Source organism: Streptomyces sp. AK08-02 (assembly GCF_033795085.1).
In the GTDB taxonomy this organism is placed as follows: domain Bacteria; phylum Actinomycetota; class Actinomycetes; order Streptomycetales; family Streptomycetaceae; genus Streptomyces; species Streptomyces echiniscabiei.
In genome coordinates this window covers 258,296-275,926 of sequence record NZ_JARAZV010000008.1, presented here as the reverse complement: position 1 = coordinate 275,926, position 17,631 = coordinate 258,296, and the positions used below count along the sequence as shown (strand labels likewise).

The window sequence follows — 17,631 nt, the reverse complement described above, 5'->3', positions numbered from 1 at the left end:
CCCTGTGGTGTCGTAGGGTGACCGGCCACTCGCCTTCGCCGGGGTCGTCCGGGCAGGCGGGCGCGACGACGTCGCCCCCGCGAAGGTCGCGGCGGCGCCGAAGTGTGAGTAGGGGCAGGCCAGATGTCGCATTGTCCCGCGTCGGCTTCCCCGCGGTCCACGCGTTTTCTCGGCCACGGCATGCCCGAACACGGGTGCGACCCAAGGTCGGAGCGGTGTGTTTATCCTTCGACCGTGGCTGACACCGACACCGAGAACACCCCGCTGCGGCTTCCCGACATGCCGCTGCACGATCCGTTCGTCGTCGCCGACGACAAGACCCGCACCTACTACCTCTACACGTCCAACAACCCGTCCGTATCGGGCGTGGACGGCACCGGCACGATGGTCTACCGCAGCCACGACCTGCGGGACTGGACGCGCCCCGTGGTGGTGTTCCTGGCCGCCGAGCAGAAGGAGATCTGGGCGACCGACGGCGGCTGGGCGCCCGAGGTGCACGAATGGGACGGCCGGTACTACCTGTTCACCACGTTGCACGACGAGGGCAGACCACTTCCGGTACCTCCGCCGAACCGGTGGGGCACCCCGTTCCAGATCCCGGCCTACATGCGCGGCACGATCACGGCCGTTTCGTCCTCGCTGCTGGGCCCTTTCAGCGTCGTGGACCCCGCACGTCCCACCCCGCCCGAGAACCTCATGACGCTCGACGGCACGCTCCACGTCGACCCCTCCGGACAGCCCTGGATGGTCTACGCGCACGAGTGGCTGCAGACCATCGACGGAACCATGGAAGCCGTCCGGCTCGCCCCGGACCTGTCCCGGACGATCGGGGATCCCGTCTTCCTGTTCAAGGGCTCGGACGCGTCCTGGCTCGCCGAGGAGATCCCCGGCGGCCTGCCGAACCAGCTCCCGCCGTACGTCACCGACGGCCCGCAGTTGCACCGCGCCCCTGACGGATCACTGCTCATGCTGTGGTCGACGTACGAGAAGAACACCGTCGGCCGGGACGGGACCATCAGCGGTGGCTATGTGCAGACCTACGCCACCTCGGCGTCCGGCGCCGTCACGGGCCCGTGGCAGCAGCACCGGCCGCTGGTCCGCGAGGACAGCGGGCACGGGATGCTCTTCCACACCTTCGACGGCCGACTGATGATGGTGCTCCACCGCCCCTTCGACAACGCGCGGGGCAAGCTGTACGAGATGGAGTTCGCCGGACATGAGCTGCGGGTGCTCCGCCGGCGCGCCGACCTCGACGGCGGCGGCTGACGCCCGGGTGCGCAAACACCGGAGGCCGTCTCCTCATCGCTGAGAAAACGGCCTCCGGCCTCCGACTTCACAAGTCGGGACGACAGGATTTGAACCTGCGACCCCTTGACCCCCAGTCAAGTGCGCTACCAAGCTGCGCCACGTCCCGATACTGTCTGACCTGGGCTTTCCCCTGGCCGAACACGCATGGAAACAATACCGCACTCGGGTCGATGGTCGCGCACGCCTTTTTCCGCACATCCGACACTTGACCTCAAGTTTGGTTGAGGTCGCAGGATCGTCCCCATGACAGCCACAGCCACGCACGCCGACCCGTCCGGGACGCGCGACGCACACGACGCACACGACGCACACGACGCACACGACCGGTACGACACGCACGGATACACCGAGCTGCCCGGACTCATGGGGCTGATGACCGGCGACGAGAAGCACGGGCCCGCGGCGACCTCCACCCTGGACGTGCTCTGGGTCCTCTACGACCGGGTCCTGCGCGTCGCCCCGGACCGGACGACGGACCCCGAACGTGACCGGTTCCTGCTGTCCAAGGGACACGGGCCCATGGCGTACTACGCGGTACTCGCCGCCAAGGGTTTCCTGCCCGTGGACTGGCTGCCGGGCTTCGGCTCGTACGACTCGCCGCTGGGCCACCACCCGGACCGGGTCCTCGTACCAGGAGCCGAGATCGGCAGCGGCTCGCTCGGGCACGGGCTGCCGATCGCCGTCGGTACGGCGCTCGGCTTGCGCGCCCAGCGGCTCGACGGGCCCGCGGTCTGGGTCCTCGTCGGCGACGCCGAACTGGACGAGGGCAGCAACCACGAGGCGATCGCGTTCGCCGGTCCCGTCGGCCTCGAACGCCTGCACGCCGTCGTCATCGACAACTCCTCCGCCAGCCACGCCAGGCCCGGTGGCATCGCCGCCCGCTTCCAGGCAGCGGGCTGGTCCACGACCACCGTCGACGGGCGTGACCACAAGGCCTTGTACACCGCCTTCACCACGCCGCACCCCGGCCGCCCGCACGCGGTCGTGGCGCGGGTCGAACCGAAGTCCGGTTGAGCCGGCACACCCGATCTCGCCGACCGTTCCGGCCTGTCCGACCGCTTTCACCGATCTGAAGGGATCCACTCACCCATGGACACCATGCGTGACCGCTTCGCCCCCGTCCTGACCAGGCTCCTCGACGAGGACCCACGCGTCGCCGTCGTCCTCGCCGAGATCGGTGCGGACGCGTTCACCCGGGCGCGGGCCCGCCATCCCGACCGCGTGATCAACGTGGGCATCCGTGAGCAGCTTCTCGTCGGCGCGGGCGCCGGCCTGGCGCTCACCGGTATGCGCCCGGTCGTGCACACCTTCGCGAGTTTCCTCGTCGAGCGCCCCTTCGAGCAGGTCAAGCTCGACCTCGGCCACCAGGACGTCGGCGCCGTACTGGTCAGCGCCGCCGCCTCCTTCGACTGGCCGGCGGGCGGTTTCACGCACATGGCACCCGGTGACGTGGCCCTTCTGGACACCTTGGACGGCTGGACCGTCCATGTACCGGGGCACCCCGACGAGGCCGAGACGCTGCTGCGGCACGCGGTCGCCGCAGGGGACGACAAGGTGTACGTCCGGCTGTCGGCGCAGTCCAACGCGGAGGGGCTCGCGGTCGACGGCGCACGGTTCCTCACCGTCCGCGAGGGCCGCTCCGGTGTCGTGATCGCCGTCGGACCGATGCTCGACACCGTGCTGGCCGCCACGGAAGGGCTCGACGTCACCGTCCTCTACGCGACGACCGTACGGCCCTTCGACACGGCCACGCTGCGCCGGGCCACAAGGGCGGCGGGCACCGACGTCGTCCTCGTCGAGCCGTACCTGGCGGGTACGTCGACAGCCGTCGTGAACGACGCGCTCCCCGATATGCCGCACCGGGTGCTGGGCCTGGGCGTCGGCCGCCGCGAGCTCCGCAGGTACGGGGACGTCGACGAGCACGTCGCCGCGCACGGGCTCGACGCACGGACGCTCCGGGAGCGGATCCAGGGGTTCGCGGCCTGAGCCCGCCCGCCGGGTTCAGCCCGCGCCCGCAGCCCCCAACTCCGGGTAGGCGTCCAGCAGTCGGGGCGGGGCGGCCTGGCGCCAGGAGTCGACGAGGATGTCCCGCAGTTCGCCCTCGTCCTCCAACGCGGCCAGGCGCACTCTCACCCAGGCGAAGCCCGCCTCGTGGTCGGCGATCCAGAACTTGTCGGGTTCGGCCAGGACCAGTTCGTCGCGCTCCTCCTTGGGGCAGCGCACGGCGATGGAGGTCTCGTTCTCGGGCAGGGTGGCGAACATCTTCCCCGCCACCCGGAACGTGGGCATGCTCCAGGCGATCTTCTCCGAGGTGTCCGGCAGGGAGAGGGAGATACGGCGTACGTCTTCGGCTTCCGACATGCAAGGCACCGTAGCCAATGCCACTGACAATCACTCGCGCTCACCTGGCGAGAGGGCACGCTCCCCCTGCCGGAGGGCACGCCTACGTCTGCGCGGCGGAGCCGAGTGCCTCCAGCACCGGCCGGATCAGCGGGTGTTCCTCCGCTCCCCTGCGGACGGCCGCGAAGACCCTCCGGGTGGGGGCCACCCCGTCGACCGGGCGCACGACCACCCCCGTCAGCTCCATTCCGCGCAGCGCCGAACGCGGCACGAGGGCCACGCCCGCGTCGGCGGAGGCGAGTGCCACGACCGCCCGGAAGTCGTCGGAGGAATGTTCGAGCCGGGGTCGGAAGCCCGCGTTCTCGCAGGCCAGGACAACCACCTCATGGCAGGGATTGCCGGGGTAGGGCCCGATCCACGCGTCCTTGGCCAACTCGGCGAGCGGCACCTCTCGGGCGTCGGCGAGGCGGTGGGTGACCGGGACGACCGCGTCGAAGGGCTCGGCGTAGAGCGGGACGTGGGTGAGGCGGGGGTCGTCGGCGGGCGGCGCTCCCCGGTACTCGACGGCCACCGCGACGTCGACCTGCCGGTCGAGCACCATCGGCAGGCTGGCGTCACCCTCGGCGTCCTGGACGCGGACCCGGATGCCGGGGGCGGTCCGGGCCAGCCGGGCCAGGGCGGGGGCGACGACCAGGGCGATGCCGGTCGCGAAGGCGGCGACGGTGACCGTACCGGCATCGCCGGAGTCGTACGCGGCCAACTCGGCCTCCGCCCGCTCCAGTTGGGCGAGGACCAGATTGGTGTGCGCGAGCAGGATCCCGCCGGCCGGGGTCAGTCGTACACCCTTGGCGCCTCGCTCCACGAGCCGGTGGCCGGTCTCCTGCTCCAGGGCGGCCAGTTGCTGGGAGACGGCGGAGGGGGTGAGGTACAGCGCGGCGGCAGCAGCCGTCACCGTACGGTGGTCGGCCACCGCACGCAGGATGTGGAGCCGCCGCGCTTCGATCATGCAGTCGATTATCCAGCACGTCCGAGGCGGTATGCCCTGAACGTTCCCGGCTCCGGTCCGGTCAGCCCGCCAGCTCCGCCCGGGCGGAGACGAAGGCGTCGACGGCGCGGTTCACGTCCTCGGTGGAGTGCCCGGCGGAGAGCTGGACACGGATCCGGGCCTGCCCCTGCGGCACGACCGGGTACGAGAAACCGATCACGTACACGCCCCGCTCCAGAAGCAGCTCCGCCATCCGGCCGGCCTCCGTGGCGTCACCGATCATCACGGGCGCGATGGCGTGGTCGCCCGCCAGGATGTCGAAACCCTCGTCGGTCATCCGGCGGCGGAACAGGGCGGTGTTCACGGCGAGCCGGATCCGCAGGTCGTCCGCCGACTCCAGCAGGTCGAGCACCTTCAGCGAAGCGGCGGCGATCACCGGGGCAAGCGTGTTCGAGAAGAGGTACGGCCGGGAGCGCTGCCGGAGAAGCGCGACGATCTCGGCACGCGCGGCCACATAGCCCCCGGACGCACCCCCCAGCGCCTTGCCAAGCGTGCCGGTGATGATGTCCACACGGTCCATGACGTCGTGCAGTTCAGGGGTGCCCCGGCCACCTGGGCCGACGAAGCCGACGGCGTGAGAATCGTCGACCATGACCATCGCGTCGTGGCGCTCGGCGAGGTCGCAGATCTCGCGCAGCGGGGCCACATAGCCGTCCATGGAGAACACGCCGTCGGTGACGATCAGCTTCCGGCGCGCCCCGCCCTCCGTCGCCTCCTTCAGCTGTCGTTCCAGGTCGGCCATGTCGCGATTGGCGTACCGGAAACGGCGGGCCTTGGACAGACGGATGCCGTCGATGATCGAGGCGTGGTTGAGGGCGTCGGAGATCACCGCGTCCTCGGCGTCGAGGAGGGTCTCGAAGACACCGCCGTTGGCGTCGAAGCAGGAGGAGTAGAGGATCGTGTCCTCCTGGCCGAGAAACGCCGACAGCCGGGCCTCCAGTTCCTTGTGCACCTCCTGCGTACCGCAGATGAAGCGCACGGAGGCCATGCCGTAGCCCCAGCGGTCGAGGGCCTCGTGGGCGGCGGCGACGACCTCGGGATGGTCGGCGAGGCCGAGGTAGTTGTTGGCGCAGAAGTTGAGCACCTCGCCGGGGCGCCCGCCCGCCGTCACGGAGACGGTCGCGGACTGCGGGCTTCCGATGACCCGCTCGGGCTTGTGCAGACCGGCGGCGCGGATCTCGTCGAGGGTGGCGCGCAGGTCGTCGCGCACGGAGTCGAACATGACAGAGGCTCCTGAGCTGTGAGGGAGAGGTCGGAGAGGGAGTTACGTGGTCCAGTCGAGGATGACCTTGCCGCCCCGGCCGCTCGCCGCGTCCGCGAAGGCGGCCTCGTGGTCGCGGTGGTCGTACCGGCCGGTGATGACCGGGGAGAGGTCGAGGCCCCCCTCCAGGAGCACCGACATCGCGTACCAGGTCTCGAACATCTCACGGCCGTAGATCCCCTTGATGGTGATCATCGAGGTGACGATCCGGGACCAGTCGACCGGGAACTCCTGGGTCGGCAGGCCCAGCATGGCGATGCGTCCGCCGTGTGTCATGTTGGCGATCATGTCGCGCAGAGCCTCGGGGCGCCCGGACATCTCCAGGCCGATGTCGAAACCCTCGCGCAGACCCAGGGTGCGCTGACCGTCCGCGACGGTCGCCCCGGAGACGTTCAGTGCCAGACTCGCGCCGATCTTGCGGGCGAGTTCGAGCCGTTCCTCGCTGACGTCGGTGACGACCACGTTGCGCGCCCCGGCGTGCCGGGCCACCGCTGCCGCCATCAGGCCGATCGGGCCGGCTCCGGTGATCAGGACGTCCTCGCCGACCAGGGGGAAGGACAGGGCGGTGTGCACGGCGTTGCCGAACGGGTCGAAGATCGCCGCCACGTCGAGGTCGACGGGTACCCGGTGAACCCAGACGTTGGCGGCGGGCAGCACCACGTACTCGGCGAAGGCCCCGTCGCGCCCGACACCGAGCCCCACCGTGGCCCGGCACAGATGGCGGCGCCCGGCGAGGCAGTTGCGGCACCGGCCGCACACGAGGTGCCCCTCGCCGCTGACCCGGTCGCCGACGCCGATGTCGGGGACGTCGCGTCCGGTCCCGACGACCTCGCCGACGAACTCGTGCCCGAGTACCAGCGGCGTACGGATCGCCTGCCGCGCCCAGCCGTCCCAGGCCCGGATGTGCAGGTCGGTGCCACAGATCCCGGTTCTGAGCACCTTGATCAGTACGTCACCGGGACCGACCGACGGTTCCGGCACGTCCGTGAGCCACAGCCCGGGCTCCGCCTTCTTCTTGACCAGCGCCTTCAACGCAACGGCTCCTGTGGGTAGGACCCCGGGGCAGGGCACGCCGAAGGAGCCCGTGGCGGGGAGGGGGGTGACGTCGACGGCAGGACCGACGAGAACGCGCGTCCGAGAACGCGAGACGAAATCTGCCGTACGGCGGCTCCCGGGTCCATCGAGGTTTTCTTAAGCGCCGCCGCAGCTTTCCTTCACGCGTCCGCGCCAGGTCGGGCACCGCCACGAAGGACGAGGTCTGGCATATCCCCGTTGGCCGGATGAACGACTGCAGGCGCACCTTTGTTGATCGGACCGGAACCATCAGCCGTATCCCTTCGGAGAAACCGTGCGAACGGACAGCTCGGCCGACAACTGAACCGACAGCCGCGCCCCGTCGGGGCCGTAAGGAGTCAGGAACCCGTCATGCCCGCACCGCACTTGGCGCTTCCGCCCAACGACCGGGTCCTGTCGCTGTTCACCGGCTGGACCCGGGCGCACTGGGAGGCGCTCGCAGACCGGCAGCTGGAGGCTCTGGTCCCCTATGCGACGCCGGGACTCGCGCAGTACCGGCTGCCCGGGCGGAACTCCTCGGCGGGCGTGGTGTCGGACGGACTCGAGGGTTTCGCGCGGTCGTTCCTGCTGGCCTCCTTCCGGATCGCGGGAGCGGCGGGCGAGGTGGATTCCCGTCTCGTGGAACGCTACGCGCAGGGTCTGACAACGGGCACGGACCGTGACAGCGGCGAGGCGTGGCCCGAACTCACCGACTGTTCCCAGCCGATGACCGAGGCGGCCTCGATCGCCATCGGGCTGCACGAGAGCCGTCCCTGGATCTGGGACCGGCTCGACGTGGATGTGCAGGAACGAATCGTCGACTGGTTGTGGGGTTTCGTGGGCCGCCGTACCCGGGACGACAGCGGGCGGCTGTGCCAGGTGGTCGCCGAGCAGTTCCTGGCCTCCGTCGGGGCGCCGCACCGCCAGGAGGACATCGACGGCGGCCTCGACCGGATCGACGACTGGTATGTGGGCGGCGGCTGGTACAGCGACGGCGACGGCCGTACGTTCGACTATCACGTGGGCTGGTCGCTGCACCTGTATCCGCTGCTGTGGTGCCGGATGACGGGCGGCGAGGACGGCGGACGCGGCCGGGTCCACCGTCGCCGCCTCGCCCAGTTCCTCGCCTCCTACCCGCAGTTCTTCGGGGCGGACGGCGCCCCCGTACACCAGGGCCGCTCCCTGACGTACCGTTTCGCCGCGACCGCCCCCGTCTGGCTGGGCGCGCTGGCCCGGTGCACTCCCCTGGCGCCGGGGCTGACCCGGCGGCTGGCCTCCGGCGCGGTGGCGCACTTCGTGGAGCGCGGGGTGCCCGACGAGCGCGGACTGCTGCCGCTCGGCTGGTACGGCACGTTTCTGCCCGCGACCCAGGCGCACTCGGGGCCCGGGTCGCCGTACTGGTCGAGCATGGCCTTCCTGGGCCTGCTGCTGCCCCCGGAGGACCAGGTGTGGACCGCCAGGGAACGCCCGCTGCCCGTCGAGGAGTCCGACCAGTTCACGGCGTTGCCGGGACCGGGCTGGCTGTTGCACGGCACCCGGCACGACGGCATCGTGCGCCTCGTCAACCACGGCAGCGATCGCAACCCGATGGAAGGACCCGCCGACGACGATCCGCACTACGCGAAGTTCGGCTACTCGACGGCCTCCGCACCGGAGACGGGCTCGGTGGCCTGGGAGCGCAACGTGGACGGCCATCTGGCGCTTCTCGCCCCCGACGGCACGGCGTCACGCCGGCGCAGAATCCTTCCGCTGCACTGCTCGGGGCGGGTCGCCGCCTCCCGGTACGAAGCCGAACTCCCCGGCGTGGAGGGCGAGTTCCAGGTCGAGTCGACGAGTGTGCTGCACGGCTCCTGGGAGATCCGTGTGCACCGGGTCCAGGCACCGGCCGACGCGGCGGTCCGCGAGGGCGGCTACGCGGTGGCCGACAGCGCCCTGCCCGAGGCCGAGCGGGGTGACGGCTGGGCCCTGACCCGTACCGCTTCCGGACTGACCAGCGTGGTTGTCGCGCTGCACGGCTGGGACGAGGTCACGGGCGTGGCCCGCGCGGTCGACGCGAACGCCTTCGGCCCGCACTCGGCGACACCGTACCTCCAGCGCGCGGCGCGGTCCCCGGGCGCGAGCAGGCTGTTCGTGACGCTGGTCGCGCTGACCCGGGACGCCGTGCATCCACAGGCCCTGCGCGAGGCGGTGTCGTGCGCGGTGACGGAGGAGGGCCGCGCCCTGATCATGTTCCCGGACGGCGAGACGGTCTCCGTGTGACGGCGCCCCCTCTCCGACGGGCCCCTCAGAGTGCCGCCCCTCAGAGAGGGGCCTCCCCCGGAGCGAGCTGCCCGACCAGTTCCGCCGCCATCGCCTTGATGGTCTCGAGCCCCGCCCTCCCCCACGGGCGCGGCCCGAAGTCGGCGACGCACACCGTGCCCAGCGCCATGCCGGCGGTGTCGATGAGCGGCGCGCCCAGATAGGAGCGGATGCCGAACTCGTCGACGACCGGGTTGCCCGCGAACCGCGGATAGTCCCGTACGTCCTCCAGGACGAGCGCCTTGCGCCGGACCACCACATGCGGGCAGAACCCGTGGTCGCGCGGCAGTCGTCGGCCCACCCGCGGCTTCACCTCGTCGGAGTCGCCGCCGGCGGCACGACCGGGGCCGGCATCGGCGGGAACATGGAGCCCGGCGAAGAACTGCCGTTCCTCACCGATGAAGTTGACCATCGCGTACGGCGCGCCGACCAGCTCCGCGAGGCGGTCCGCGAAGGCGTCGAGGGCGGGTTCGGGCCGTTCCCCGAAGCCCAGTCCGCGCAGTCGCCGGGTGCGGGCCGGGGCCTCGTTGTCCTCGGGAGTCAGCAGCAGACGACCTGCCGGGCGTGGCGGGTCGTAGCTCATGGGCGGGCTCCCTCACTGTGGGCGCTGGGTGCGGGGGCGGGCGCGTGGGCGAGCAGGTGCCGTACGAGGGTGAGCAGGGTCTGCACCCCCGAACTGGAGATCCGGGCGTCGCAGCGCACGATCGGGATCTCGGGATCGAGGTCGATGGCGGCGCGCACCTCCTCGGGGTCGTAGCGGTAGGAGCCGTCGAACTCGTTGATCGCGACGATGAAGCCGAGGCCGCGCTGCTCGAAGAAGTCGACGGCCGCGAAGCAGTCCTCCAGGCGCCGGGTGTCGGCGAGGATCACCGCTCCGAGCGCGCCTTCGGAGAGCTCGTCCCACATGAACCAGAACCGCTCCTGTCCGGGCGTTCCGAACAGATAGAGGACGTGTTGCGGGTCCAGGGTGATGCGGCCGAAGTCCATCGCCACGGTGGTCTCGACCTTGTTCTCGATACCTTCGAGACTGTCGGTCGAGGCGCTCACCGTGGTGAGCAGTTCCTCCGTACTGAGCGGCGCGATCTCGCTCACCGCACCGACCAGGGTCGTCTTGCCGACTCCGAACCCTCCGGCCACCAGGATCTTCAAGGCGGTGGGGAAGGGATCAGAGCTGTCGTCGTAGTCCATCGAGCACTGCCTCCAGAAGAGACCGGTCAGTGGGGTTGTGGTAGAACTCGGGCGGTTTGGTGGTGAGTGCGCCGCAGTCGACGAGGTCGGACAACAGCACCTTGGTGACCGCCGCCGGCAACTTCAGCTGGGCGGCCATCTCGGCGACCGAGACGGGCCTGCGGCACAGGTCGAGAGCCTGTGCGTGTTCGGGGCCGAGATAGCCGAGAGGTGTCGCTCCGGTGGCCATCACCTGGGACATGAGGTCGAGGGCGGTGCTCGGCCTGGTCCGGCCGTTGCTGACGGTGTAGGGACGCACGAGCCGTCCGGCCGCGTCGTCGAGCCAGGGCCCGTCGCCGGCCGCCGTCACGCTCAAGGCCTCATCGCCGAGGGTTCGGCCGACTGCCGGGGCGCGGTCATCAGATACGGGCGGACGCTCTTGACCAGCATCGCCATCTCGTAGCCGAGGACCGCGGCATCGGCCTCACGGCCCGCCAGCACGGCGAGACAGGTGCCGGAGCCCGCGGTGGTGACGAACAGCAGGGTCGAGTCGAGTTCGACGACGACCTGGCGCACCTCGCCGCCGTCCCCGAAGCGGACGCCCGCGCTGCGTCCGAGGGAGTAGAGACCGGAGGCCAGGGCGGCCATGTGGTCGGCACTGTCCGGGTCGAGTCCGTGCACGGACTTGACGAGTCCGTCGCAGGACAGGAGTACCGCGCTCGTGGTGTGCGGTACGCGCTGGACAAGGCCGCTCATCAGCCAGTCGAGATCGGATACATGGCCGGTCGGCACATCGCTCGCCATGGTGGATCGACTCCTTGGGGTACGAAGGTCTGCGGGAGCGCTGGGGGTGGGGGCAGGGGTGGTGCTGAGGCGGGTGGTCATCCGGCCGGTGCGCTCCCGTCGTGCCGGGCAGTGAGGTCCAGGTCGTGTCCGGGCGCGCGCAGCCGGTGCGCCTCGGGTATCGGGGACGTGTCCGGCGGCGGTACGTCCATGGCGTCAGGCGGGGACGCGGCGGCATCGGCGCGGCCCTCGACCGGACCCGTCGGAGGGATCCCCGGTCCGGTCGGCCGCGCGGAGATCCGCTCCATGAACACCGGCTGCGTCGGCATCGGCTCCATGGCCACCGGCTCCATGGATACCGGTACGGCGGTGGCCGGGTGGGCGGGCTCCCCGTACGTCGGCTCCGGGGGCGCCGGTTGACTGTCGGGCGTCCTGGTGTGCGCCGGCTGCCCGTAGTGCGCCTCGTACTCCCGCTCCATCGCCGCCAGCGCCGGGTCCGTGTAGTCCGAGTCCAGTTGGCGTGCCTCGGCGAGCCCGATGCCGCGCTGGAAGGCGGCCATGAGGCCCGGGTCGTGGCCGACGACGTGTTCGCTCTCCGGCCGGGGGGCGGCCGGGCCACCGCGCAGTTGGGGCGCGAGGTGTTCCTGGGCGCGGCGGCGGGGCAGTTGGGGTTTGCCCATGGTGCCGCGCACCGCGCCGGTCCTGGGGGTGGGTGGCGCGCCCACGTGGTCCGCGACGGTCCGCCGGTCGTCGGGGCGGATGCCGGGCATCGCCTCGGCGGGGTTCGGCCGCTCCGCGCGGGCCCCCCGGACGGGCAGCGGAGCCGGGCCCCGGCCGTTCGGCTTCGGTTCGGTGGGACTGGGTGCCTCCGGGCGTCGGCGTGTCGAACCGCCGGTCCGCGTGCCGGGCCCGGGCGTGGTGGGTGCCGGGGGCCGTTCCTCGTGGCCGGCGGCCGACGGGCGCTGCCGGGGCGGCTCGGCCAACCTCCGCATGCTTCCGGTGTCCTGGGTCCGGGCCGGGGTGGGGGCGTGGGGCTGAGGCGCCGCCTGGGACCGCGGCTGGGGTACGTCCGCGGTCCTGCCCGGCCCCGTGTCCATGCCCAACAGGCCCTGGGGTACGACCAGTACGGCCTGCACTCCGCCGTAGATGTTGGTCTGGAGCCGGACGTGGATGCCGTGCCTGCGGGCAAGTTGGGAGACGACGAAGAGGCCGATGCGGCCGTCCTGGAGCAGGCTGGCGACATTGACCTGGTCGGGGTCGGTGAGCAGCGTGTTCATCTTGTGCTGCTCGTCCACGGGCATGCCGAGGCCGCGGTCCTCGACCTCGATGGCGAGCCCCGAGGTGACGAGGTTGGCACGCAGCAGCACCTGGGTGTGCGGGGCGGAGAACACCGTGGCGTTCTCGACGAGTTCGGCGAGCAGGTGGATGACGTCGGCGACGGCGTGTCCGCGCAGGGTGCCGTCGATCGGGGGCACGAGCTTGACCCGCGAGTACTGCTCGACCTCCGCGATGGCCGAGCGGAGCACCTCGGTCATGGAGACCGGGTTGCTCCACTGACGGCGCGAGACGGCGCCGCCGAGGACGGCGAGGTTCTCGGCGTGGCGACGGATGCGGGTGGCGAGATGGTCGACGTGGAAGAGGCCCTTGAGCAGGTCGGGGTCCTCGATCTCGTGTTCCAACTCGTCGAGGATGGAGATCTCGCGGTGCACGAGCGACTGAAGGCGCCGGGCGAGGTTGACGAAGACCTCGACCTTCTGTTCGCTGCCCGCCTGGCTGGAGAGCTGCGAGGCCTGGACGACGGCGGTGACGGCGCTGTCGTGGGCGCGGGCGATGTCGGAGCCGAGGAGCTCGAAGTCGTCGGCGTCGGGCGCCGGTGCGCCGCGCGTGGCGCGGGCCGGGGGTGCGTCGCCGCGGCGCAGCGCCTCGACGAGGGCACGCAGGTCCGTTTCGCTGCGGGCGCTGACGCGGCGCAGCGCGGCGAGGCGTTCGTGCACGGATCCGGCGGCGCGGTCGGCGGCGACCAGGGCGATCACGACGCCCCCGAGGGCCACGCCGACCGCCCCGGCGATCACGGCGAACAGGGTGAGGGTGGGCCGCACCTCGGAGGAACGGACGATGAACAGGACGGCCGCGCAGGCGCTGAGGGCGACCGCGAGCGGCGGCAGTACGGCGAGCCGCATGAGCTGGGGCCGTATGTGGGTCTCGGGCAGCGAGGGGACGGTACGGGCGACCGGCCGACCGTGCCGCCCGCCCTCACGGCGGTCTGCGCGGGGGGCCGGTGCTCGGAGGTGAGACATCTTCGTCCTCGTACTGGTGCGTCGGGACCTGGGGATCGCGCGTCTGCGCGACTCGGGCGTGCTCCATCGCGGTGCCGGTCGGGAGCCGAGAAATACGGCCCTGTGTTGCCCGGCGGCCACTCACAGTAGTCGGGAAGGAATCAGGTGCGGTGGGCAGTTGACAAACTCCTCCGGGCGGCGCCCCGCTCTGCTATGAGGCTTCGCACGGCAGACCGATAAGCTCTCCGGACGCGCGTTCCCCCACCCCACCGAATCGATCGGGCCTGGTCGGATCCGGTCATGAACAGAGGGCAAGGGCCGGGAAGTCAGCTACTCCCCGACCCTCACCGTCCGTACAGTTGTGCGTCTGTCGTGCGTTCTCTCCCATGGGCGTCAGCCCGCCGAAACGGCCTCGGGCTCTCCGCTGCCGTCGGCAGTACCCCCCTGGATTTCACCGGGCGTGTCGATCCGGACCTCGTCCACATCAGCCGTACGAGTGACATCCGCCGCCGGAGGGACATCGGCTGCCCCGCCCGAGTCGACCGCCGGCCACACTGCCCCCTATCGCGCGCTGGAGGCCGTGATGGCGGGCCACCAGGTCGGCGAACTCGTCGATCTGCTCCCGCGCACCAGGTTCCCGCCGGAGTTCATGAAGGTGGCCATTCCCCGGATGCGGTCGGACAGACGCAGTCCGAGCGTGCGGGCGTAGAAGGCCTCGGACGCGTCCAGGTCCGAGCTGAAGATCAGCATGTGTCCCAGCCGACGGGGCTTGGGCGCCTCGTCGGCGTTGAGCCATCGAGCCTGGTCGACACGCCGGATCCGGTCGCCGAAGTTGACGTCGTGGGCGTCGGTCGTGCCGAAGTCGCGCCACGGCGCGAGCCGCTCGTCACGCAGGTTGATCAGGTTGCCCTCGTGATCGCGCAACCACAGTCCTTCGGCGACTTCGGCCGGCCCGTCGACCAGCCTCACCCCCAGCCCCTCCAGATGGCGCCGCCACTCCGGAAGCGAGCCCTCCTCCACAGCGAAAGCGACATGATGGAGCCTCCTCACCGGCCCCTCGACGAGAACCGTCTGGTGCCCAGCGCCCGATGGCAGTCGCGGACACCCAGGAGCAGCCGCGCCAGCCGCTCGTAAACGCGGTCGCCGGTCGGCTCCTGCACCGCGAGCGCGTCGGCGGGGCATGCATCGCAGGAGAGGTCGCCGAGCTGCTGCCACTGCCGGTCGTCGGCGCGGTCAGCAGTTCACGCCGGGCGGCGTCCAGGTCGCCGCCGTCGAGCAGCGCGTCGATCAGCACGGGCTCGCCGTACCAGCCGCCGCGCTCCCGGCGAGCGTCGTCGCGCAGGACGGCCGGCGCCGCCTCAGGCTCGCCCCCCCCCCAGCAGTCCACGGCCCGGGCGGCGGCCCGCAGGTGCTGGTGGACGGCCAGGAAGCGCCCCGCCCGGAACCGGCCCCGGCGGACCGTGACCGTCTCGGCGATCCCGACCCGCCCGTGTACGGACAAGTCCCAGGGTCTGCGCCCACACCTCGCCGGGAAGCCCTCCGCCCCACCCCTCGGAAAGTCAGCGGTGCGGAGGACCGCGCAGGAGTGCTTCATGGGGCCACAGACGCTACATACCGTTCACCTTGACTCGCGCCCTCACTCCGATACCCACCGTGGAGGGCAGTGGCCGGTACGCCGAAGACTGCTCCCGCTTCTGCCGACGCGGCGCCCCGTCGATGGCCCGAAGTGCCCGCTTCCGCTCAGCCTCCGGCACGGCGGCAAGAGCATCCGTCACACGCCTCAGCTCGTCCGAGGTCAGGCCTCACCCACGAGATCAAGGTCCTCGCGGCTCGCCTTCGCAGCAACCTGCGGAACGGGCCACGCGCGGTCGGGCACGTACCCCACACCTCGCCACCACGGCTCGACAGGAAGCACTCCGGCCGGCTCGAACGACTGACCGGGAACAGGAAGAGCAATCGCCTGTCCCACCCCGTCAGCAGCAGCCTTGGTCCACTCACCGGGCTCGGCCCACGCGTGCGCCGCCAGGTTGAAGGTGCCCCAGTGGATCGGCAGCATCACACCGCCGGCCGCCCCGCCCTGGAGATCGAGGTGGGCGCGCATGCCCTCCTCGGGGGTCATGTGGATGTCGGGCAATATGACGCCCTATCAGGCGTGACAACTTCGGCCACGCACGAGCTGGCACCTGGTCGCTCACGATGCCCTACCACCGGCGAGCCCTCAGAATCCGAGAGGCGATCGCCGTGGTGGAAATAACGGGGAGCCCGCATGGGCCTGTACCGCACCGTCCGTCACGAGGGCCTCTGCGACGACCTGCCCCGCTACCTCGACCTGCGTCGCCAGATGTGGCTGGTGTTGCAGAACCGAGTCGGTCGCACTGTGCGCACCGTGTGGGAACCTGCCTTCCCCGGTCTCGCCTCCCGCAAGCTGCTGCGGGCTGACGCCGACTCAGCGGAGTCGGACATGTCCCGAGCCGGGCTCCCCTGATCTGGTGAATCGGTTCGCGCCGCTCAGCGCCTCACCGCCCGGGCCAGGGACGACGTGCTCACAGCATCCGGGCTCAGCTGCGTTGCACCGGGCACCGGCCCATCGGCGACAACCACGAAGCGGACGTGCGGAACCAGCCCCGTTGCGAGGCGGGAGGCTACGGCGGAGCGTGCCGCAGCGCCGGTGGTGACGACCGTGGAGCAGCGCAACCGAACGAGGGTGTTGACGTAGGCGACGGGGTCCGCCCCGGCAGGCAGGCGGTACCGCTGGACCACGACCTGCGAGGTGCTCGTCCTGGCCATCCCCTGCATCGCCGCCCAGGCACCCGTCGTATCCGCGTCCGTGGAAGTCAGGAGACATGCCCGGGCAGCGGTGTCGACATGTGAGACCGGCGCGGGTGGCGTCGCTCCGCTACCTGAATCCGGACGCAGGAGCAGCGTGACGACGCCGGTCGCAACCAGCACTGCCACGGCACCCGCAACGAGTGCCAGCAACCATTGGCTGGGAGGAAGGTGCTGGGCGCGCTCAGAAGCCTTCAAGATAGCCGTCCTCGTCGAGCAGACGCCGATCTTCATCACGCCATGATTCGAACGTGGCCGGCAACTCCAGTTCGGCACCGAGCGGCGGACGGATATCTCGCCGCACCAGGCGCAGCAGAAACTCTGCCATTCCCATGTCGTACTCGTGGTCCCGACGGCGATCTCTGGGCCGAAGGACTACTCGCCACTCATCGGGCTCACCGGTACACCGCCACAGGAAGTCGTCGCCGACTTCGTTCGACGCCCAGGTCAACGTCCCCTCCGCCGGTGGCCACTGAGCACCGTGGAGCAAGTGATCTCCGTATGGATAGCCGTCGAAGGGAGGCGTAAGGATGCCGATCGAGTCACTGACCCCACCCAGCCCATACACCGCTACGAAGTCGCGATAGTCAGCCGGGAGCTCCCATCCTGTCTCCGCGCGCAGCGCATCCCAGTCGACCGTGTCACCGCCGTCGGCGGGCGATTGCAGGATGCGGCTCAGTTCTTCCACAGCCCAGTGCATGGTGTCCTTGTGTAGATCCAACCGGCGACGTGGAGTGCCGATATCACGGTTCAGCTCAGTGGTTCGAAGAACGGACGATCGGGCGCGAAGTTGCGAGAACATACCGTCATGTCCTCACCTCTGAGGTAAGCCAGCAACCACTCACCGAATGTCATCTCATGGAGCACCCAGGCCGGGCTGTCAAGCTCCTGGACCAGGACTCGCCAAGGCGACGAGGGGCCGTCGGGAACACGGAGGAAAACCCATTCACCCGTCGTGGCCGACGCCACCGGCATCAGCTCACCGGGGTTCGCCCCTGCCGGACTCGGCAGGTACTCCACCATGTCTTCCTCGCGGAAAAGCTCGAGATCACCCCTGATGGATTCCCTCAGATTGTGCATAAGGTGACCGGCGGGGTGCTCCAGATACAGTTGATTGTTGATCTGGACCGAACCGTAAGCATCCACGATCTCACGGAAGTCCGCCGGGAATTCCATTCCGAACTCCCGCTCCATTTCGCTCCATGGTGCCGGATCGGTCCAGTTGAATCCGGGTTCCCCCAACAAGGTTCGGATCTCTGCAAGCGTTACCATCA

General features: G+C 70.5%; 18 protein-coding genes, 1 tRNA gene and 1 pseudogene. 5 read left to right on the top strand and 15 right to left on the bottom strand.

The annotated features are described in order from the left end of the window. Nucleotides 1-279: 279 nt before the first annotated feature. Nucleotides 280-1,266: a glycoside hydrolase family 43 protein gene (locus PV734_RS18765; RefSeq protein WP_319290534.1), complete on the top strand. Its 987-nt coding sequence runs from the start codon at nt 280-282 to the stop codon at nt 1,264-1,266. 74 nt (nt 1,267-1,340) lie between these two features. On the opposite strand, the gene PV734_RS18760 is transcribed toward PV734_RS18765, so the two are convergent. Then, nucleotides 1,341-1,414 (bottom strand) — tRNA-Pro (locus PV734_RS18760). Nucleotides 1,415-1,551: 137 nt separating this feature from the next. On the opposite strand from PV734_RS18760, the gene PV734_RS18755 reads away from it, so the two are divergent. Continuing rightward, complete coding sequence (locus tag PV734_RS18755; RefSeq protein ID WP_415924225.1) at nt 1,552-2,322, top strand: transketolase; 771 nt, start codon at nt 1,552-1,554, stop codon at nt 2,320-2,322. A gap of 75 nt (nt 2,323-2,397) precedes the next feature. Beyond that, on the top strand, nt 2,398-3,294 hold the full coding sequence (locus PV734_RS18750; RefSeq protein ID WP_319091164.1) for a transketolase family protein: 897 nt from the start codon (nt 2,398-2,400) through the stop codon (nt 3,292-3,294). Between the two features lie 15 nt (nt 3,295-3,309). On the opposite strand, the gene PV734_RS18745 is transcribed toward PV734_RS18750, so the two are convergent. From PV734_RS18745 to tdh, 4 genes are all read right to left on the bottom strand, one after another. Further along, entirely contained in the window at nt 3,310-3,669 is a 360-nt protein-coding gene (locus PV734_RS18745; RefSeq protein ID WP_319091165.1) for an MmcQ/YjbR family DNA-binding protein, read from the bottom strand. A gap of 82 nt (nt 3,670-3,751) precedes the next feature. Beyond that, a complete protein-coding gene (locus tag PV734_RS18740) occupies nt 3,752-4,654 on the bottom strand; it encodes a LysR family transcriptional regulator (RefSeq protein ID WP_319290382.1) in 903 nt (300 codons plus the stop codon). Nucleotides 4,655-4,715: 61 nt separating this feature from the next. Then, nucleotides 4,716-5,915, bottom strand: coding sequence for a glycine C-acetyltransferase (locus PV734_RS18735; protein WP_319091167.1), 1,200 nt, complete (start codon nt 5,913-5,915; stop codon nt 4,716-4,718). Nucleotides 5,916-5,957: 42 nt separating this feature from the next. Next, nucleotides 5,958-6,986: an L-threonine 3-dehydrogenase gene (tdh, locus tag PV734_RS18730; protein WP_319091168.1), complete on the bottom strand. Its 1,029-nt coding sequence runs from the start codon at nt 6,984-6,986 to the stop codon at nt 5,958-5,960. Nucleotides 6,987-7,379: 393 nt separating this feature from the next. Here tdh and PV734_RS18725 point away from each other — a divergent pair, with 393 nt between their 5' ends. Continuing rightward, the gene (locus PV734_RS18725) at nt 7,380-9,266 is read left to right on the top strand and encodes a DUF2264 domain-containing protein (protein ID WP_319091169.1); all 1,887 of its coding nucleotides are present in this window, start codon (nt 7,380-7,382) and stop codon (nt 9,264-9,266) included. Between the two features lie 40 nt (nt 9,267-9,306). Here PV734_RS18725 and PV734_RS18720 read toward each other — a convergent pair whose 3' ends face one another. The 7 genes and pseudogenes from PV734_RS18720 to PV734_RS18690 all read right to left on the bottom strand — a co-directional run. Further along, nucleotides 9,307-9,888 carry a GAF domain-containing protein gene (locus PV734_RS18720; protein ID WP_319091170.1) on the bottom strand — a complete coding sequence of 194 codons (582 nt, stop codon included), beginning with the start codon at nt 9,886-9,888 and terminating at the stop codon, nt 9,307-9,309. Next, complete coding sequence (locus PV734_RS18715; RefSeq protein ID WP_319091171.1) at nt 9,885-10,493, bottom strand: GTP-binding protein; 609 nt, start codon at nt 10,491-10,493, stop codon at nt 9,885-9,887. The genes PV734_RS18720 and PV734_RS18715 overlap by 4 nt, the downstream gene beginning before the upstream one ends. Further along, on the bottom strand, nt 10,471-10,842 hold the full coding sequence (locus tag PV734_RS18710; RefSeq protein ID WP_006374978.1) for a DUF742 domain-containing protein: 372 nt from the start codon (nt 10,840-10,842) through the stop codon (nt 10,471-10,473). The genes PV734_RS18715 and PV734_RS18710 overlap by 23 nt, the downstream gene beginning before the upstream one ends. A 2-nt stretch (nt 10,843-10,844) precedes the next feature. Next, on the bottom strand, nt 10,845-11,276 hold the full coding sequence (locus PV734_RS18705; RefSeq protein WP_105969869.1) for a roadblock/LC7 domain-containing protein: 432 nt from the start codon (nt 11,274-11,276) through the stop codon (nt 10,845-10,847). Nucleotides 11,277-11,353: 77 nt separating this feature from the next. Next, complete coding sequence (locus tag PV734_RS18700; protein ID WP_319290380.1) at nt 11,354-13,552, bottom strand: sensor histidine kinase; 2,199 nt, start codon at nt 13,550-13,552, stop codon at nt 11,354-11,356. A gap of 540 nt (nt 13,553-14,092) precedes the next feature. Then, nucleotides 14,093-14,500, bottom strand: coding sequence for a VOC family protein (locus PV734_RS18695; RefSeq protein WP_319290378.1), 408 nt, complete (start codon nt 14,498-14,500; stop codon nt 14,093-14,095). A gap of 826 nt (nt 14,501-15,326) precedes the next feature. Beyond that, a pseudogene (locus PV734_RS18690) lies at nt 15,327-15,662 on the bottom strand (MBL fold metallo-hydrolase); the annotation flags it as partial. Between the two features lie 135 nt (nt 15,663-15,797). On the opposite strand from PV734_RS18690, the gene PV734_RS18685 reads away from it, so the two are divergent. Next, nucleotides 15,798-16,016: a hypothetical protein gene (locus PV734_RS18685; RefSeq protein WP_319091175.1), complete on the top strand. Its 219-nt coding sequence runs from the start codon at nt 15,798-15,800 to the stop codon at nt 16,014-16,016. Nucleotides 16,017-16,039: 23 nt separating this feature from the next. On the opposite strand, the gene PV734_RS18680 is transcribed toward PV734_RS18685, so the two are convergent. Genes PV734_RS18680 through PV734_RS18670 form a run of 3 tightly spaced genes read right to left on the bottom strand, consistent with a single transcriptional unit; the run spans nt 16,040 to nt 17,629 of the window. Next, nucleotides 16,040-16,486, bottom strand: a complete 447-nt coding sequence (locus PV734_RS18680; protein WP_319091176.1) for a hypothetical protein — start codon at nt 16,484-16,486, stop codon at nt 16,040-16,042. A 55-nt stretch (nt 16,487-16,541) separates the two neighbouring features. Further along, complete coding sequence (locus PV734_RS18675; RefSeq protein ID WP_319091177.1) at nt 16,542-17,159, bottom strand: hypothetical protein; 618 nt, start codon at nt 17,157-17,159, stop codon at nt 16,542-16,544. Beyond that, nucleotides 17,108-17,629 (bottom strand): SMI1/KNR4 family protein, encoded by a 522-nt coding sequence (locus tag PV734_RS18670; RefSeq protein WP_319198856.1) that lies wholly within the window; start codon nt 17,627-17,629, stop codon nt 17,108-17,110. Before PV734_RS18670 ends, PV734_RS18675 begins: the two co-directional genes overlap by 52 nt. Between the last annotated feature and the right edge of the window lie 2 nt (nt 17,630-17,631).

Excerpts from the sequence above, each read along its gene's own strand:
- PV734_RS18765 (WP_319290534.1), top strand. The coding sequence starts at position 280 with ATGCCGCTGCACGATCCGTTCGTCGTCGCCGACGACAAGACCCGCACC.
- PV734_RS18755 (WP_415924225.1), top strand. The coding sequence starts at position 1,552 with ATGACAGCCACAGCCACGCACGCCGACCCGTCCGGGACGCGCGACGCA.
- PV734_RS18750 (WP_319091164.1), top strand. The coding sequence starts at position 2,398 with ATGGACACCATGCGTGACCGCTTCGCCCCCGTCCTGACCAGGCTCCTC.
- PV734_RS18745 (WP_319091165.1), bottom strand. The coding sequence starts at position 3,669 with ATGTCGGAAGCCGAAGACGTACGCCGTATCTCCCTCTCCCTGCCGGAC.
- PV734_RS18740 (WP_319290382.1), bottom strand. The coding sequence starts at position 4,654 with ATGATCGAAGCGCGGCGGCTCCACATCCTGCGTGCGGTGGCCGACCAC.
- PV734_RS18735 (WP_319091167.1), bottom strand. The coding sequence starts at position 5,915 with ATGTTCGACTCCGTGCGCGACGACCTGCGCGCCACCCTCGACGAGATC.
- PV734_RS18725 (WP_319091169.1), top strand. The coding sequence starts at position 7,380 with ATGCCCGCACCGCACTTGGCGCTTCCGCCCAACGACCGGGTCCTGTCG.
- PV734_RS18720 (WP_319091170.1), bottom strand. The coding sequence starts at position 9,888 with ATGAGCTACGACCCGCCACGCCCGGCAGGTCGTCTGCTGCTGACTCCC.
- PV734_RS18715 (WP_319091171.1), bottom strand. The coding sequence starts at position 10,493 with ATGGACTACGACGACAGCTCTGATCCCTTCCCCACCGCCTTGAAGATC.
- PV734_RS18705 (WP_105969869.1), bottom strand. The coding sequence starts at position 11,276 with ATGGCGAGCGATGTGCCGACCGGCCATGTATCCGATCTCGACTGGCTG.
- PV734_RS18700 (WP_319290380.1), bottom strand. The coding sequence starts at position 13,552 with ATGTCTCACCTCCGAGCACCGGCCCCCCGCGCAGACCGCCGTGAGGGC.
- PV734_RS18685 (WP_319091175.1), top strand. The coding sequence starts at position 15,798 with ATGGGCCTGTACCGCACCGTCCGTCACGAGGGCCTCTGCGACGACCTG.
- PV734_RS18675 (WP_319091177.1), bottom strand. The coding sequence starts at position 17,159 with ATGTTCTCGCAACTTCGCGCCCGATCGTCCGTTCTTCGAACCACTGAG.
- PV734_RS18670 (WP_319198856.1), bottom strand. The coding sequence starts at position 17,629 with ATGGTAACGCTTGCAGAGATCCGAACCTTGTTGGGGGAACCCGGATTC.